Below are 15,355 nucleotides of genomic sequence, written 5' to 3'. Positions count from 1 at the left end.
TGTGAAATAAAAAAGGTTCTCAAAACGAGAACCTTTTTGGTCTTTATTTTACTAAATGTTACAAATTGAATGAAACACCCAAACTCCCGTTGTTTCCTGCTTCAAGATAAACACCAACATTATTGTTGAAGAAATATCTTACTCCTAAATGCGCACCGAAATAAGTTCCGCTTTTACCCAAGAGACCCAAGTCAACGCCTGGATAAATATCCCATTGCGAAGGAAGTCCTAATGGATCCTGTAAGTGAAAATTGAGTCGGCCAAATACGCCAAAGTCATCATTTTCATATTTGTCGTTACTATGATCAAAAAAGAAATTTGCACCCGCTCCTACAGAAATAATTTTTGATAAACCGTAGTCGTAAGTTCCCGTTATACCGGTTCCATAACCCCATCCGTTAAATCCAACCTGGATTTTTTGGTCACCTTTTCCTTGCCACGCTTGAGCAAAACTAAGCTGTGCCGCGAACAATAAAGAGAATGCTAAAATTAACTTTTTCATAATGTTTAAATATTTAATATTTTTAATACTAAAAGATGGCAATCAAAAACAAGACCATATTGGGATTTTTTAACATTTTTAACCAAAAATTTGTATATTTAATCCCAATTTTAGAAATATTTTAAAATGAAAGACTTGAAAATAAGCGGTTTAAACTTCGACATTGTCTGGAAAGATAAAAAAGAAAATTTTCGGAGAATTGAAGAACTTTTGGGAAACACACCAACAGATCTTTTTGTTTTACCAGAAATGTTTACGACTGGCTTTTATATGAACCCAGAAGAAATCGCGGATCGGCAAAATGAAACTTTAGACTGGATGAAAAGTTTCGCAAAAAAAACAGATACTGCCATTTGCGGAAGTGCTTCAGTTTATGAAAACAATCACTTTTTTAACCGTTTCTATTTTGTGCTTCCAGATGGGAGTTACGATCAATACGACAAAAGACATTTGTTTTCTTTCACAGGTGAAGACAAGAAATATTCTGCGGGAACAGAGCGCGTCATCGTAAATTACAAAGGTTGGCGAATTTTATTACAGGTTTGTTACGATTTGCGATTCCCAGTTTTTGCTAGAAATAATGATGATTACGACGCTATTTTATATGTTGCAAATTGGCCAGAAATGAGAATTGATGCCTGGAAAACCTTATTGAAGGCGAGAGCAATTGAAAACCAAGCTTATGTTTTTGGATTAAACAGAATTGGAACCGACGGAAACCGACTTCATTATCCTGAAAGTTCATATTGCTTTTTCCCAGATGGAAATATCCTTTCAGAAGTCACAAACAATATTGTGAAAACTGAATTTAATACCAAAAAACTCAAAGAATTTCGCGAAACTTTTCAATTCCTGAATGACAGAGATTCTTTTGAAATAAAATAGCCTTTAAGTTTTAGAAAAATCTTGTAACAGATTCGTTAAAGTATTCACATCATGTACACCACTTTCTTTCCAAAGTAACTGACTGTTTTTAAATACTGCTAAAGTCGGAACCCCGCGAACTCCGTATTCTGCAGCAATCGCTGGATACTGATCTACATCAATTTTGATGATTCTTGCCAAGTCGCCAATATTTTCTTTTACGGTATTCAAAACAGAAGACTGCACTTTGCACGGACCGCACCAAGTGGCAAAAAAATCGATTAAAACTGGCCTTTCTGAATTAATTAATTCTTGAAATTTTTGAGACATAATTAAAAAATAAGAGATTAAACATTACAAAACTAAAGATTTAGTTTTTAACTTCCGAATCCTCTTCTGAAAAGGGAACATTGCAATTTCCGGCAGCACATCCAAATCTAAAAAGAGCCATCGCAATAAAATAAAGTCCAAACGGAATCATCCACCAAGACCGATCATTAAGCGCAATCAATACAAAGAAAAGGCCACCCATGAAGTAAAGCGCTCTTCTTAAGTCCCAATTTTTCAGCAAGGCTTTCATTTGTTTAATTTATTTTCAAGGCTGCTCCAACCACCTCCATTGTAAGCTTCGAAACCATTTTGTTGGAGCAACGATTTTGCCGAAGCACTTCTCATTCCGCTTGCACAACAAGTAATAATCGGTTTTTTCAAATCTAATTTTTTCATCTCAGCTGCAAGATGTTGCAAAGGGATATTTTTAGAATTTCTAATGTTTCCGTTGCTGAATTCACTCGGGGTTCGAACATCGATAATTTGCGCGCCGTTTTTCATCAGTTCTTTATAATCAACTGAATTTTTGGCAAAAATATTTTTAATAAAATCAAACATCTTCTATTTTATTTTTCGTTTTGTATGGCTTCAACATTATCTAAAGATTTACCAAAATAGACATTTTCAACCCCATTTTTTCTTAGAATTTCTACGGCTTGTTCAGCCTGAATGCCGCGGTTACAGAAAAGAACTGTGGTTTTTTGGTTTTTGAAAAAACTGATATTATCTTCAATTTTAGCCAAAGGAATATTGACTGCGCCTTTTGCAGTCTTTTCACTGAATTCTTCTGGGATTCGTACATCTACTAAAGTCGTAATCGGATTTTTTACGATTTCTTTGAAATTGGCCGGATTAATCGTTTCTGCATGAGATTTTGTGGCACATGAAAAAAATACTGCAGCAAGAACTCCTAGATATAAAAAAATATTAAATTTCATTATTTTAAAATTTTACTTTGGCACATGAAAGTGCTTTTCGGAACAGTTGTTTCTTTAATTTTATTGAATCCACCTTCAATTTCACTAAAATTTCTGATTCCACGGGAATTTAAAATGCTCGCTGCAATCATGCTTCTATATCCTCCTGCACAATGCAAGAAGAAATGTTCGTTTTTATCGATCAAGTTTGCCCATTCATTAATATTCGATAATGGTCTTTCAAATGCCTCATTTACATGTTCAGCTTCGTACTCACTTTCCTTTCTTACATCAAATACGATTGAATTTTCGTTGTACTGTTTTTGAAATTCTTCTGGTGAGATTCTGTTTACGGTATCTATTTCTTTTTCGGAATTTTTCCAGGAATCAAAACCTCCTTCCAAAAATCCCAAAACCTCATCAAACCCAACGCGGGAAAGTCTTGTGATCACTTCTTCTTCAGTTCCCAAATCTGCAACCAACACGATCGGTTGCTTTACATCAACAATCATCGCTCCGACCCAAGGTGCGAAATCACCTTTCAAACCTATGTTAATTGAATTTGGAATAAATCCTTTGTGAAAATCTGTAGCGTTTCTTGTATCTAAAATCAATGCTCCTGCGTGTTCGACGAGTTCTTCAACATTGTCTGGAGATAGAGGCTTGTTTCCATGTTTCATGACCTCATCAAAACTGGGAATTCCGCCTTTATTCATCGCTACATTCATCCCGAAATATTTCGGTGGAGGCAAAAGTCCGTCTAAAACCTCACGAGCAAATGATTCTTTATTTGGTTGATTCAATGCATAATTGGTTTTTTTCTGATTTCCCAACGAATCCACTGTTTCCTTCTGCATATTTTTCCCACATGCAGAACCGGCTCCATGAGCTGGGTAAACGATAATATCGTCTGCAAGTGGCATAATTTTACTTTGTAAACTTTCGTAGAGCAAACCAGCCAATTCTTCCTGTGTCATTTGCGCTGATTTTTGCGCCAAATCGGGTCTTCCAACATCGCCTAAAAATAAGGTATCACCAGAAAAAATGGCAGTTTCTTTTCCCTCTTCATCAATTAAAAGAAAGGTAGAACTTTCCATGGTGTGACCAGGAGTGTGAAGTACTTTAATTTTAATTTTTCCAATGTCGAAAATCTGATTGTCTTTTGCAATAATCGCTTCAAACTCGGGGTTCGCTGTAGGTCCGAAAACGATTTCAGCGCCGGTTTTCTTTGATAAATCGACATGTCCAGAGACGAAATCTGCATGAAAGTGCGTTTCGAAAATATATTTAAGTTTCACCTGATCCTTTTCTAACCGAGCCAAATAAGGTTGCGTTTCCCGAAGCGGATCAATAATTACCGCCTCATTTTCGGAGACAATGTAATATGCTCCTTGCGCGAGACATCCTGTATATATTTGTTCTATCTTCATTTTTTATCTTTTATAAATGTTTTCAAATTTTACATTTCAATTTGGTCCTTGCAAAATTAGTCATTTATGAATTGTCTGCTTCTATTTATATTCTGATGCGTTTCCTGCTTTATCAGTCAACTTGCCTCCTTTTCCTTCCTGTGTCATTTCCCACATATAATTCTCATTAGAAAAGATAGGATTTCCTGCTGGATTACTGGTTTTCGCAGAAAGTTTTTCTTCATTTTTACCCGCTTTCTGAATTTTTACAGCTACGGCATCGCCTTGCGCAAAGTAGGTAACGCTTATTTCTTCACCCTTGCTGTTTTTCATTTTCAAAGGTTCCTGAACTTGGCTGATTTCTGTGGATGGAGTTTTGCTGCCCGCAGAACTTGAAGAATTTTGTTCGCTTTTGGAACAAGAACTCAAAAAAAGTAATGCGATAATCGCGATATATAAGTTTTTCATAATAAAAAAGTTGTTTTAAAAATATTTCGTTACATGCATTAAAAACAAAGAAATTCATAAAAAGATTTGCTTTAAATACCTCCTAAACTACCAATACAGCACCATACGAAGCCGATAACGACCGCAGAAAAGCATTGTAATATCCTGACAAAATTAATCCTTTAAACCGAGTATCAAAGAGAATGTGACAACGAATCACGAAGTCTTATTTAAGATTAACTGAAAGTCAGAATTTTCAAAGTATCATTTCCTACTGTTAGAGAATCGCCGAGATTTTTACCTTTGATTTCGAGGAAAACCGGCGCCTGTTCTGAAAAGGAAATAAGTTCTTTATCATCCACTTGAATAACGGGCACAGAAAGACCAATAAAAAGAAAATTTTTATCGGTTTCTATTAAACATCCCTTCTCGATTTCTGTGTGCACAACCTCTCTTTCCTTTTCTAAAAATCGAAGGATCTGTTGCGCTTCAGCCATCATTTTTTCGAACAGAAGCTGCATATCTTTTGCGACAGACTGATTGGAGAAATCCTCCGGATCGTGGGTGCTTTCTTCATCAATCTCTGACGCTGCTTTATAGTGCTCTACAGACTGCTGCAAACTTTCGATAACTTTCATCTGTTCTCTTATAATTCTGCCGATAAGATCTTTCCTGTTCATTGTACTTTCGTTTGGTTGCTAACAAATTTACTGAAAACTTACTGGATTTCTATTTTTTAAAACCCAATATTTAGCATAAAAACATCCCAAGATATCACCAATTAAAACTTAAATTCAAGAAGAAATTTCTACCGGGTCTTGGAATTTTATTCCAGTCAGAAAAAGTGGTATAAAACCGGTCGAATATATTTTCTACCCCTATTTTTGCGAGGATTTTACTGTTATTCATTTTGAAAAGATATCCTAAACTCGCATTTATTTCAAGGTAATCTGGAGTTGCAGATTCGCCGTACTTTTCGGCAAAATCTTGATATTTGGCGTTCCCATGTACCGCCAATTCACTGGAAAATTTATTTTTTTCAAATTTTAATGAAGATTGATAACTGAAAGGACTCATAAAAGGAAGATTCTGATTCTGATTGTCTTTTCCACGGGTGTAAACAAATTGTGCAGACCATTTCAAAAGTTCAGCAATTTGCAATTCGGTTGATAAACTCACGTTGAAAATGGTCGCATTATCTAGCGCGGTATAATTTTTCACTCCATTTGCACCGATGGTCATTGGAACAAGATTCTCTAAAATTTCCCCCACAATATAATTGGAGAGGTAAAAATAAGAGGAAGAAACCTTCGCGTTGAACTTTTCTAGTTTCATTCCCAAAAAAGCGTTTGCTTCCACAGAAGATTCATTTTTTAAATATGGATTTCCGATATAATCATATTTCTCGAAACTATTAAACAGATAAAACCCGTAACCTTCAGAAACAGATGGCGCTCGATCACCATATCCTAAACCGAAACCTGCCTGAAATACATTTGAATTAAACTCATAATTCACTGCAAAACTTTTTAGAACCCTGGATTTTTCTGGCTTCATTTCTGGATAAAAAATCTGCAGACTGTTTAGACCAAACTCACTTTCGATTTTATTTTGATGTATCGCTGCTGAAACAGATAATTTTAAACTGGAATGTTGATTAAAATTAATTTGATCTTCCACGTAAACTCCCTGATTGAGCGTTCTCACATCGGGCCAAGTGAGCATAAACATTAATTTTTCACTTCGATCGGTAGGATACATGGTCATTTCTGCAGAAGATTTATTGTAAAAACCATTTACATTAAGCAAAAAATGATGTTGATTGTAATCAGCTTTTAGGTGAGAATAATATCCGAAAGTTTTGCTCCAACCCGGCATATCCATATGAATAGGAACATTGGGTCTTTTTGTATCATCCATTCGGTGCATAATGGTGTTGAAATAAACTTTGGTTTCCCAGCTTTTAAAGAAATCGCTTTTGGACAAAATTTGAAATTTCAAGGAGGTGATCAATGCCTCTGCAATCGATACATCCATTGGTAATGCAGGATAACCTACATCGGTAGCTTTATCGTAAATCACTGCGGCTTCTAAAAGTTTATTTTCGCCCAACTTCACCCCAGAAATTCCCGAAACATTAATTTTTTTAAATTGAGAAAAAGGGATTTCGACATTTTTTCCTGCTTTATAATTGTCGGCATCACGCATCATAAAATTAAAATCGGTGTAGAATTTTTCTGATTTAAAGTTTGTTCCGGCACCAAAAATTTTTTGATTGTTTACCGTTTCAAAACCGCTGTTGACATTAAAATTCCATTTCGTGTGACCGAACATCATTTTGTTTCTCTTCAAATCCAGAGCTCCACCAATGGTATTTCCGTGGCAGGAACCTTCCTGACCAGAAACAATCGTTGCTTCTTTGAGATTCGAAACTTCGATATAAGAAGTCACAGGATCCATTTTGTCGGTACAGGCTCCGAAAATTCGCATTCCGTCGATGGTGACCAAAGTTCTTTCTGTCGGCATACTGTTGATGAGAGGTTCCCAAGCGTATGCACCTCTTTTGATCATATCGACTTTCGATGATTTCTGCAAATATTCATCGATGGATCCTAAAGGTTTATTTTCTTTGCTCGAAATTTTCGTAGTTCCGATGACAATAACTTCTTGAATATGTTGAGCGGTGATCGAATCTTTTAATCTTTCCTGCGCATTCAAATTAAAAAACAGAAGGATAAGAAAACTCATGAAGATCATTCGTTTCATTGTAAAGAATTTTGGGTGTTGAGGTTGCATTAACCTTCCAATAAAAGATTAATTGCAACTGAAAAGAGAGAAAATCAAAGCTCAATCAAGGATAAACGTTCAATGAGCTTTGAATAGGAATTGGACCGAAATTTAGAAATCGATTTCGAAAAATAAACTGCTTGCGAGATTGGTTGCCGTAACTTCTTGGCCGCCTAAAACAGTTCCGTCTGCTTTCGCCAGCTGAAGATTTATTTTCCAATAACCAGTCATGGTTAAAGAAAGTTTCCCATTGTATAGTTTGCCCGTCGCAGCTTGTGTTGCATGAACATTATTGGGTGAACTGTGATTGCCCATTCCCGGCATTCTTGGATCCACTTTTACGGTGTAACCATCAACAACCGGAAATGTCATCATATCCTGCATTTTCCAAACCCCTAAAGTCATCTCATTAATGGCAACTTTCGGAGATTTCGGCTCGATGTACGCAACCACATATCTTACATTATCGCTTCCCAAAAATGAATTGACTGTTTTTTTATTTTCAACAGGAACATTAATTAAAGTAGTTGCAGTGTAAGAGGTTCCGCCGATGGTATAATCTATTTTCAGATCCCAATATTCGGTGTCGTTTCCAGGCATTTGGAAAACGATATATCCAGAATACAAAGAGCCATCTGATGTTACTTTCTCAACCGCAGATTTCGGGCAAGAATGCGTCATCATTGTCATGTGCATCAACGGAGTCCAAGCGATGGTCGCATTTTTTTCATATTGATTGGTCGATTTATTTTTCAATCTCAATTTAAGATCATTGTATCCCAAATTGGTTGATCCCGATTTCGAATACAATTCAATAATGTGGGTATCGTTACTGATTTCTTTAATTTTAGTCAACCCTTCAATTTCAGTATTCGGATTAGTGGGTGATATTGGTTCATCGCCCTCTGAAGTTCTACATGATACGATTGCGAAAGCCATTGCCAAAAAGGCAAATAGAATTTTGAATGAAAATTTCATTGTTTTTTATTTTAAATGTTAACTTGAAAATTAATCCTCAATCTTTGGATAAAAGATGAAGGTATCGCTTCAATTTCAAGAAGAAAAAGAAGAAATTGCACTGAAGAATCAAGTTAAATTTGGGGCGGATTCGGAACAATATCCAAGAAAACCTCAGAAATATTCTGAGCGTAATACGAATAAGCGGAAGAATCAAAATCTAAAGAACCATGCGGTTTCAGGGAAAACGCTGCAGGCTCAGAAGGAAGAATATTAAATTCAAAAGAATACTTTACTAAACTAAAAGGATTAGAAGTTTTTTCGCTTTCCTTTTTCATTTGGCATTTTCCATGGCAATCCATTTCGGGTTTCGACTTGTTGATACAATGGATTTCATAAAACTTGCGGTTGATCTGATAATCAATCATAAACAACGAGTTTTGGAAACTTGCTGTAAAAATAATCGTGGACAATATGATAGATAAAATGGCCTTCATTTGATTTTTCAAAATTAAGACTAATTTATCTGAATTGAAAATGACTTTCGTCATTAAATTTTAAAATTATTTTGGTCATAAAATTAATAATCCTGCAATATTATTTATCTTTAACGCCTTAAACGATTTACACCATGGCAGATAAAACGAAATTTATTCAGGAGCTTTCTACAAAATACACCCCAAAAGGCGACTTCATCACCATAGGAAAAGCAATGCTTGACGGCGAAGTGGTTACAGAAGTTGATGTTACCATTCCCCTGAAAACCATTAACCGACACGGATTAATAGCCGGAGCAACCGGAACAGGAAAAACTAAAACGCTGCAGGTTTTCGCAGAGCAATTGTCGCACAAAGGAATTCCTTCTTTGGTTCTCGATATCAAGGGAGATTTTTCTGGGATTGCGAAACCAGGTGCAGAAAATGCGATCATTTCCGAAAGATATACCAAAACAAAACTACCCTACGAACCACAGGCTTTTCCTGTAGAATTGATGTCGATTTCCGGAGAAAAAGGGGTGAAATTGAGAGCAACCGTTACAGAATTTGGTCCTATTTTACTGTCGAAAATTTTAGATTTAAATGATACGCAGCAAAGTATTATTTCAATCGTTTTTAAATATTGTGATGACAAAGGTTTACCGCTCATCGATTTGGATGACTTGAAGAAAGTTTTGCAGTATGTCACCGATAATGCACAAGGAAAGGCAGATTTGGCCAACAATTACGGTTCAATCGCACCTGCTTCTCTCGGAGCAATTCTCCGCTCGATTGTTGCTCTTGAACAAGAAGGAGCTGCACAATTATTTGGGGAACCTAGTTTCGATGTTACCGATTTATTGAAACAAAGAGACGGAAAAGGCGTAGTAAATATTCTAAGAGTTGCCAACATTCAAAGTAAACCGCAATTGTTTTCCACCTTTATGCTTTCGCTATTTGCAGAGATTTATATGACTTTTCCGGAAGAAGGAGATGCTGGTAAACCCAAATTGGTTCTATTTATTGATGAAGCGCATTTGATCTTTAATGAAGCAAGCAAAACTTTATTAAACCAAATTGAAACCATGGTAAAACTAATTCGCTCAAAAGGAGTAGGAATATATTTTATCACACAAATTCCTGGTGATGTACCCGAAAATGTCTTATCACAGTTGGGTTTAAAAATTCAGCATGCGTTGCGCGGATTTACCGCAAAAGACCGAAAAGAAATTTCGAAAGCCGTAGAAAATTATCCAACCACCGAATATTACAAAGCCAATGAGCTTATTCAAAATCTAGGGATTGGGGAAGCTTTTTTCACAGCTTTGGATGAAAAAGGAATTCCAACACCTTTGGTTCACACCTATTTAATTTCCCCAGAATCAAGAATGGATGTTTTAAGTGACGCTGAAGTTGAAGATTTAACGAGCAGTTCTGCAATGGTTGAGAAATACGAACAGCCGATGAACAAAGATTCAGCGTATGAAATGTTGACCAACAGAATGGAACAAGCAGTTCAAAATGCGGAACCCGCAGCAAAACCAAAACCTGTAAAAGAAGAACCCGGCATTTTCGAAAACGTAATGAAATCGAGAGCAGGACGAACTTTTACTACCACATTGGCAAGAGAAGGCGCCAAATTTGTATTGGGAATGTTTGGTTTGGGCAGAAGAAAATAAAGGTATAAATATCATTTGTGCCCATGAAGATGGTTAGATAGAAAAAGAAAAAATGTATTCAGTAATAGATATCGAAAGCAACGGAGCCGGTTTCAGGAAAGAAAACATCATTGAAATTGCAATATACAAGTATGATGGTCATGAAATCGTAGATCAGTTTATTACTTTGGTGAACCCAGAAAGTGAGATCACTCCCTTTGTTCAGCGACTAACCAACATTTCGCAAAAAATGGTGAAATCTGCACCCCGTTTTCATGAAATTGCAAAAAGAATTGTCGAGATAACCCAAAACACCACTTTGGTCGGTCACAATATAGAATTTGATTACAGAATGCTTCGCCAGGAATTTAAAAGATTGGGGTACGAATTCAAAATTAATACAATCGACACCATTCCATTAGCAAAAAAACTCATTCCCGAAGCAGAAAGTTACTCCTTAGGAAAACTCGTGAAATCTTTGGGAATTCCTTTGATCGATCAGCACCGCGCTTCTGGAGACGCACGAGCAACTTTAGAACTTTTTAAACTATTGATGTTCAAGGACAAAGACTCCGAAATCATCCAACAACATCACGAAGAAATCAACGCAAAAACGTACCTGAACAAAATAAAATACTTGACGCAGGATTTGCCTTTTGAACGGGGAATTATCTATTTTCAAAACGCAGAAGGAAAAATTATTTTCTTTGATTTTGTTGATGATTTAAGCAAATTTGCCAAAACCCTTTTTAACTCAAAATCAAAGCGTCATAAACAAATACAAGATGAAGTAGAGCATATTCACTACGATTTAACAGGAAGTGATATTCTGGCAAAACTCATCATTACGACAAAAGGATTGCAAAAACGCGATAATTTTCAGTTCGGATTGTATTATAAAAACGAAAAATATTATGCCGAGAGAATCAGCAATTTAAAAGAAGAGAAACCATTGCTTCGGTTTAAGTCTTTTACACAAGGATTAAAAGCAGTAAGCTTTATAGAAACCCAATCGCAGTTTAAAGATGTTGAAGAATTAAAAAAAGTCATTCATTTAAACGACAGAAATGAACTTTGGCTTTCTGCTGGAAGAACACTTGGCGAGAAATCATTTTTAATCTTTCAAAAAGGAAAATTAACCGCTTTTGGATTTTATGAACTTTACTCGCAACTTAATTCCTGGGAAAAACTTTCAAAATTACAGATCGATCTAAAGTCCTTCCCACAGGACTTGCAGAACGATTTACAACTCGCATTATTAAGAAGCGATTTCGAAATAATTCCGCTTCCTGAAAAATAATTGGCGTAGAATTAAATAAAAAAAATTACTTTTGACAAAAATTTAGAAAAAAATACAAAAATGATTACCGCTAAATCCATTAAAAAAATCGTTGCTAAGGGAAAAAAGTTTTTCTCTAAGGAAATTTCTGTGGATTAAAGAGCTGTAATTTTTGATACTAATATTCAAGCAAGCTCATTTCGGGCTTGCTTTTTTTAATTTTTAAATGAATAATAAAATGACCGATAAAGATTTACTGAAAATTGCCGAACAATTTGGCACTCCGACTTATGTGTATGATGCAGAATCCATTAAAACACAGTACGAAAAACTGACTTCTTCTTTTCACAAAAGCACCCGTTTTTTTTACGCCTGCAAAGCACTTTCTAATATTAATATTTTAAAGTTCATCAATAAATTGGGTGGAAGTTTAGATTGTGTTTCCATAAATGAAGTAAAATTAGGAATCAGAGCCGGTTTTGAGGCAAAAAGAATACTTTTCACACCAAATTGTGTTGATTTAGCTGAAATAGAAGAAGCGATGTCTTTGAAAGTTCACATCAACATCGATAATATCTCGATTCTGGAGCAGTTTGGAAATAAGTTCGGAAATTCCTACCCGATTTTTGTGAGAATTAATCCGCATATTTTTGCGGGCGGAAATTATAAAATATCTACTGGTCATATTGATTCTAAATTTGGAATTTCAATCCACCAACTTCGTCATATCGAACGCGTGATGAATACTACAAACATCAATGTTGAAGGACTTCACATGCATACCGGAAGTGAAATTAAAGATCCCGATGTTTTTCTTCAAGGCTTAGAAATTATGTTTGAATTGGCAGAAAAATTTCCCAACTTGAAATATCTCGATATGGGAAGCGGTTTCAAAGTTCCTTATCAGGAAGGCGATATCGAAACAGATGTAAAAGTCTTGGGTAAAAAAGTGGAGAAAGCCGTCTCAGATTTCTCGAAAACTTCGGGGAAAAAATTCGAACTTTGGTTTGAACCTGGTAAATTTTTGGTAAGCGGAAGTGGTCATTTTTTAGTGAAAACCAATGTCATCAAACAAACTACAGCCACCGTTTTCGCAGGAATCAATTCTGGTTTCAACCATTTGATCCGTCCCATGTTCTATGATTCCTATCATATTATCGAAAATCTTTCTAATCCAAAAGGCAAAGAAAGAATTTACACCGTGGTCGGAAATATTTGCGAAACCGACACTTTTGCGTGGGACAGAAAATTAAATGAGGTTCACGAAGGCGATATTTTGGTCTTCAGAAACGCAGGAGCGTATGGTTTTGAAATGAGTTCCAACTTCAATTCGAGATTAAAACCGGCAGAAGTTCTATTTCTCGACGGAAAAGCGCATTTGATTCGTAAACGAGATGAATTTGAAGATTTACTAAGAAACCAAATTGAGGTTTTGTAATATCTGCATCAGAAAATAACCAACCAATAGAATTGCGATTTTACTAAACGTGAATCTTGTTCTGGCCATTCTGAGCATGATTTAAAACAGAAAAAAACTTCCTTATTGCCTTTAAAAAATCGGTAACTTTATTTAAAATTATTGACAATGAAAAATATTGTTTTCTTTTTAATTTTTGCTTTCAGTTTTAGCAACGCACAATATGTAATTGAAGATAACGACATTTCGGAAAACGTAAAGGAATTCGGAAAACAATCGGTTTCATATGATTTAAACTATCCTATGGAATTCTACCGTTTACAATGTGACAATGCAGTGTATGCACAATTTCCGGGAGGCGAAAATGCTTTCAAGCAAAAGCTTTTCTTCTACATGAAAAGCGATATTGAAAGTAGTTTCTATTCGGTGAACGGTACTTTCGAACTCATCATTTTCCTTAATAAATCTGGGAATATGCAAAGTTTTATGCTCAACCCAGAAGTACAAAACAGCTATTTATTGAAACGCGATGTAGAAACGGCATTGCGAAAAATGAACCTCAAATTCACTCCTGCAACCTGCAACGGAACGCCTATCGAGTCAAAAATTCGACAGAAAATAAACTTCCGAACGGATAATTTTGATATTTAAAATCATCACCTAAAAACTTTGTAGCATTTACAAAGTTTTTTTTATATTTAAAAAAAATTAGAAATATCAAGACCTCGATCATGACAAAAATATATTTTTTGCTTTTTCTTTTTCCGTTAATGATTTCTGCACAAATCCTTTCGCAGTATCCTAACAATCAATCGCCTTATATTGGTGGTTATGAAGCGTATTATAAAGACCTCCATGATATTATTGTGGAAGAAAATTTGAAGCCTTGTACCAATAAATCGGAATTTTATCAGTTTTCTGTTCTCGTCAAAACCGACTCAACGATAAGTTTTATTAAAGACAGCAATCTGGATTATTTTTCCAAAAACAAATGCGCTGCAGAACTCGCGCGAACCGCAGCAAAATACCAATCAAAATGGAACCCTGCAACTGTTGACGGAATTAAACAACCCGCTGTTGCCACTTTTATGATTTTTCCCGATGATTTGTTTCAGAACGATAAAATTACGTATTCACCTACAATGACCTATCCAAGGTACGGAGGTTTCGAAAAAAATCACCTGGACTATTTTAGAAAACAGCTCTTGGTAAATGTTGATGTAAGAAGATTCGGCTGGAATGATCTTTTCACCGTGGAAGCTGAGTTTATCATCACCAAAGAAGGCAAAATGAAAGACATTATTCTCACCAAGAAAACTGGCTTGGAAGAATTTGACAGAATGATATTTTACGCCTTCAAAGACATGAGAAAAACTTGGAAACCCGCAACAGTAAACGGACAACCAATTGATTTTCGGTTCAAATATCAACTGACGGCAATCACCGATCCTGCTGATTAATCATTATTTCTTTGTCTCAAGTATCGAGATTTAAAATCGCTCTTTTTATGAAAATCCACTTTTTATTCTTTTGTTTTATTTCGGCGTTCTGCAATGCACAAAATCAGTATCCTTTTTTTCCGAAAGACCAACATTGTTATCTTGGTTCGTTTCCAGAATTTTATAAAGATTTTCATCAAATTCTTAATGAAAACAAGCTAAAGCCTTGCGAAAATAAAAAAGAATTTTTCACTGCATCTGTCTTAATAAAAACAGATAATACAGCTGAAATTTTGGAGAACAAAACTTCCCAAGAAAACAAATGTTCTTTTGAACTTTCAAAAGAGGTTATGAAACACATGGATAAATGGATTCCTGCAAAAATTGATGGAAAAGAAACTGCTACAATTGCAAGAATCTTAATTTATATGGATGATCTTTTTGAAAATTATAAAAATGGATATACTATTAATAATGTAATGACAAAATCGGACTTTGATGTTCAAGAATTTCGTAGTGAGGTGGTAAAAAAAGTTGATATGGATGATTTTACTTTTAAAGGAAAAGGAAATTTAAAAATTAAAACAAAATTTGCTATTAACGAACAGGGAGAACTAGACGAACTTGAAATGATAGAAAGTTCTGGTTTAAAAGAATTTGATGAAATGATCTTGAGAGCTATAAAACGAACTTTAAAAAACCGTAAATGGACGCCAGCAAAAATTCATGATGTCCCAATCAAATCAACTTTTATTCTTCCTTTCTCTATAAAAATATAATTTACAGACATCTTAAATTTAATTTCCTGCCATTCTGTCACAAAAATTCTTATCTTTGCATGCAAAACTTTTTAGAATTTGAAATATTTAAAAT

General features: G+C 35.2%; 18 protein-coding genes. 7 read left to right on the top strand and 11 right to left on the bottom strand.

All coding sequences use genetic code 11. The features are described from left to right. Nucleotides 1-58 precede the first annotated feature (58 nt). Nucleotides 59-502, bottom strand: coding sequence for a DUF6646 family protein (locus BW932_RS05415; protein WP_076386158.1), 444 nt, complete (start codon nucleotides 500-502; stop codon nucleotides 59-61). A 126-nt stretch (nucleotides 503-628) separates the two neighbouring features. On the opposite strand from BW932_RS05415, the gene BW932_RS05410 reads away from it, so the two are divergent. After that, nucleotides 629-1,387: an amidohydrolase gene (locus tag BW932_RS05410; RefSeq protein WP_076386156.1), complete on the top strand. Its 759-nt coding sequence runs from the start codon at nucleotides 629-631 to the stop codon at nucleotides 1,385-1,387. A gap of 3 nt (nucleotides 1,388-1,390) precedes the next feature. Here the strand turns inward: BW932_RS05410 and BW932_RS05405 are convergent, their stop codons facing one another. The 10 genes from BW932_RS05405 to BW932_RS05360 form a co-directional block, all read right to left on the bottom strand. Continuing rightward, entirely contained in the window at nucleotides 1,391-1,696 is a 306-nt protein-coding gene (locus BW932_RS05405; protein ID WP_076386154.1) for a thioredoxin family protein, read from the bottom strand. Between the two features lie 40 nt (nucleotides 1,697-1,736). Beyond that, a complete protein-coding gene (locus tag BW932_RS05400) occupies nucleotides 1,737-1,946 on the bottom strand; it encodes a hypothetical protein (RefSeq protein ID WP_076386152.1) in 210 nt (69 codons plus the stop codon). Then, a complete protein-coding gene (locus BW932_RS05395; protein ID WP_076386150.1) occupies nucleotides 1,943-2,254 on the bottom strand; it encodes a rhodanese-like domain-containing protein in 312 nt (103 codons plus the stop codon). The genes BW932_RS05400 and BW932_RS05395 overlap by 4 nt, the downstream gene beginning before the upstream one ends. Nucleotides 2,255-2,262: 8 nt before the next feature. After that, the gene (locus BW932_RS05390; protein ID WP_084566452.1) at nucleotides 2,263-2,634 is read right to left on the bottom strand and encodes a rhodanese-like domain-containing protein; all 372 of its coding nucleotides are present in this window, start codon (nucleotides 2,632-2,634) and stop codon (nucleotides 2,263-2,265) included. Continuing rightward, nucleotides 2,634-4,043 (bottom strand): MBL fold metallo-hydrolase, encoded by a 1,410-nt coding sequence (locus BW932_RS05385; RefSeq protein WP_076386148.1) that lies wholly within the window; start codon nucleotides 4,041-4,043, stop codon nucleotides 2,634-2,636. Before BW932_RS05385 ends, BW932_RS05390 begins: the two co-directional genes overlap by 1 nt. An 81-nt stretch (nucleotides 4,044-4,124) precedes the next feature. Further along, the gene (locus BW932_RS05380) at nucleotides 4,125-4,490 is read right to left on the bottom strand and encodes a hypothetical protein (RefSeq protein ID WP_076386146.1); all 366 of its coding nucleotides are present in this window, start codon (nucleotides 4,488-4,490) and stop codon (nucleotides 4,125-4,127) included. Nucleotides 4,491-4,705: 215 nt separating this feature from the next. Further along, nucleotides 4,706-5,149 (bottom strand): hypothetical protein, encoded by a 444-nt coding sequence (locus BW932_RS05375; protein WP_076386144.1) that lies wholly within the window; start codon nucleotides 5,147-5,149, stop codon nucleotides 4,706-4,708. Nucleotides 5,150-5,243: 94 nt separating this feature from the next. Further along, entirely contained in the window at nucleotides 5,244-7,235 is a 1,992-nt protein-coding gene (locus tag BW932_RS05370) for a TonB-dependent receptor plug domain-containing protein (protein ID WP_076386554.1), read from the bottom strand. Between the two features lie 132 nt (nucleotides 7,236-7,367). Next, on the bottom strand, nucleotides 7,368-8,234 hold the full coding sequence (locus tag BW932_RS05365) for a hypothetical protein (protein ID WP_076386142.1): 867 nt from the start codon (nucleotides 8,232-8,234) through the stop codon (nucleotides 7,368-7,370). 113 nt (nucleotides 8,235-8,347) lie between these two features. Continuing rightward, entirely contained in the window at nucleotides 8,348-8,764 is a 417-nt protein-coding gene (locus BW932_RS05360; protein WP_076386140.1) for a hypothetical protein, read from the bottom strand. An 80-nt stretch (nucleotides 8,765-8,844) separates the two neighbouring features. On the opposite strand from BW932_RS05360, the gene BW932_RS05355 reads away from it, so the two are divergent. The 6 genes from BW932_RS05355 (at nucleotide 8,845) to BW932_RS05330 (ending at nucleotide 15,261) form a co-directional block, all read left to right on the top strand. Continuing rightward, entirely contained in the window at nucleotides 8,845-10,368 is a 1,524-nt protein-coding gene (locus BW932_RS05355; protein ID WP_076386138.1) for a helicase HerA-like domain-containing protein, read from the top strand. Nucleotides 10,369-10,420: 52 nt separating this feature from the next. Further along, nucleotides 10,421-11,647, top strand: a complete 1,227-nt coding sequence (locus BW932_RS05350) for a 3'-5' exonuclease (protein ID WP_076386136.1) — start codon at nucleotides 10,421-10,423, stop codon at nucleotides 11,645-11,647. 217 nt (nucleotides 11,648-11,864) lie between these two features. Further along, entirely contained in the window at nucleotides 11,865-13,064 is a 1,200-nt protein-coding gene (gene lysA, locus BW932_RS05345; RefSeq protein WP_076386552.1) for a diaminopimelate decarboxylase, read from the top strand. Nucleotides 13,065-13,211: 147 nt separating this feature from the next. Further along, on the top strand, nucleotides 13,212-13,694 hold the full coding sequence (locus BW932_RS05340) for a hypothetical protein (protein ID WP_076386134.1): 483 nt from the start codon (nucleotides 13,212-13,214) through the stop codon (nucleotides 13,692-13,694). An 80-nt stretch (nucleotides 13,695-13,774) separates the two neighbouring features. Further along, on the top strand, nucleotides 13,775-14,503 hold the full coding sequence (locus BW932_RS05335) for an energy transducer TonB (protein WP_076386132.1): 729 nt from the start codon (nucleotides 13,775-13,777) through the stop codon (nucleotides 14,501-14,503). Between the two features lie 272 nt (nucleotides 14,504-14,775). Continuing rightward, nucleotides 14,776-15,261, top strand: a complete 486-nt coding sequence (locus tag BW932_RS05330) for an energy transducer TonB (RefSeq protein WP_159436420.1) — start codon at nucleotides 14,776-14,778, stop codon at nucleotides 15,259-15,261. The last annotated feature ends 94 nt before the right edge of the window (nucleotides 15,262-15,355 follow it).

The sequence above is a fragment of the Kaistella chaponensis genome, from assembly GCF_900156725.1.
GTDB classification, from domain to species: Bacteria; Bacteroidota; Bacteroidia; order Flavobacteriales; family Weeksellaceae; genus Kaistella; species Kaistella chaponensis.
This window is presented reverse-complemented; position numbering and strand designations above follow the sequence as displayed.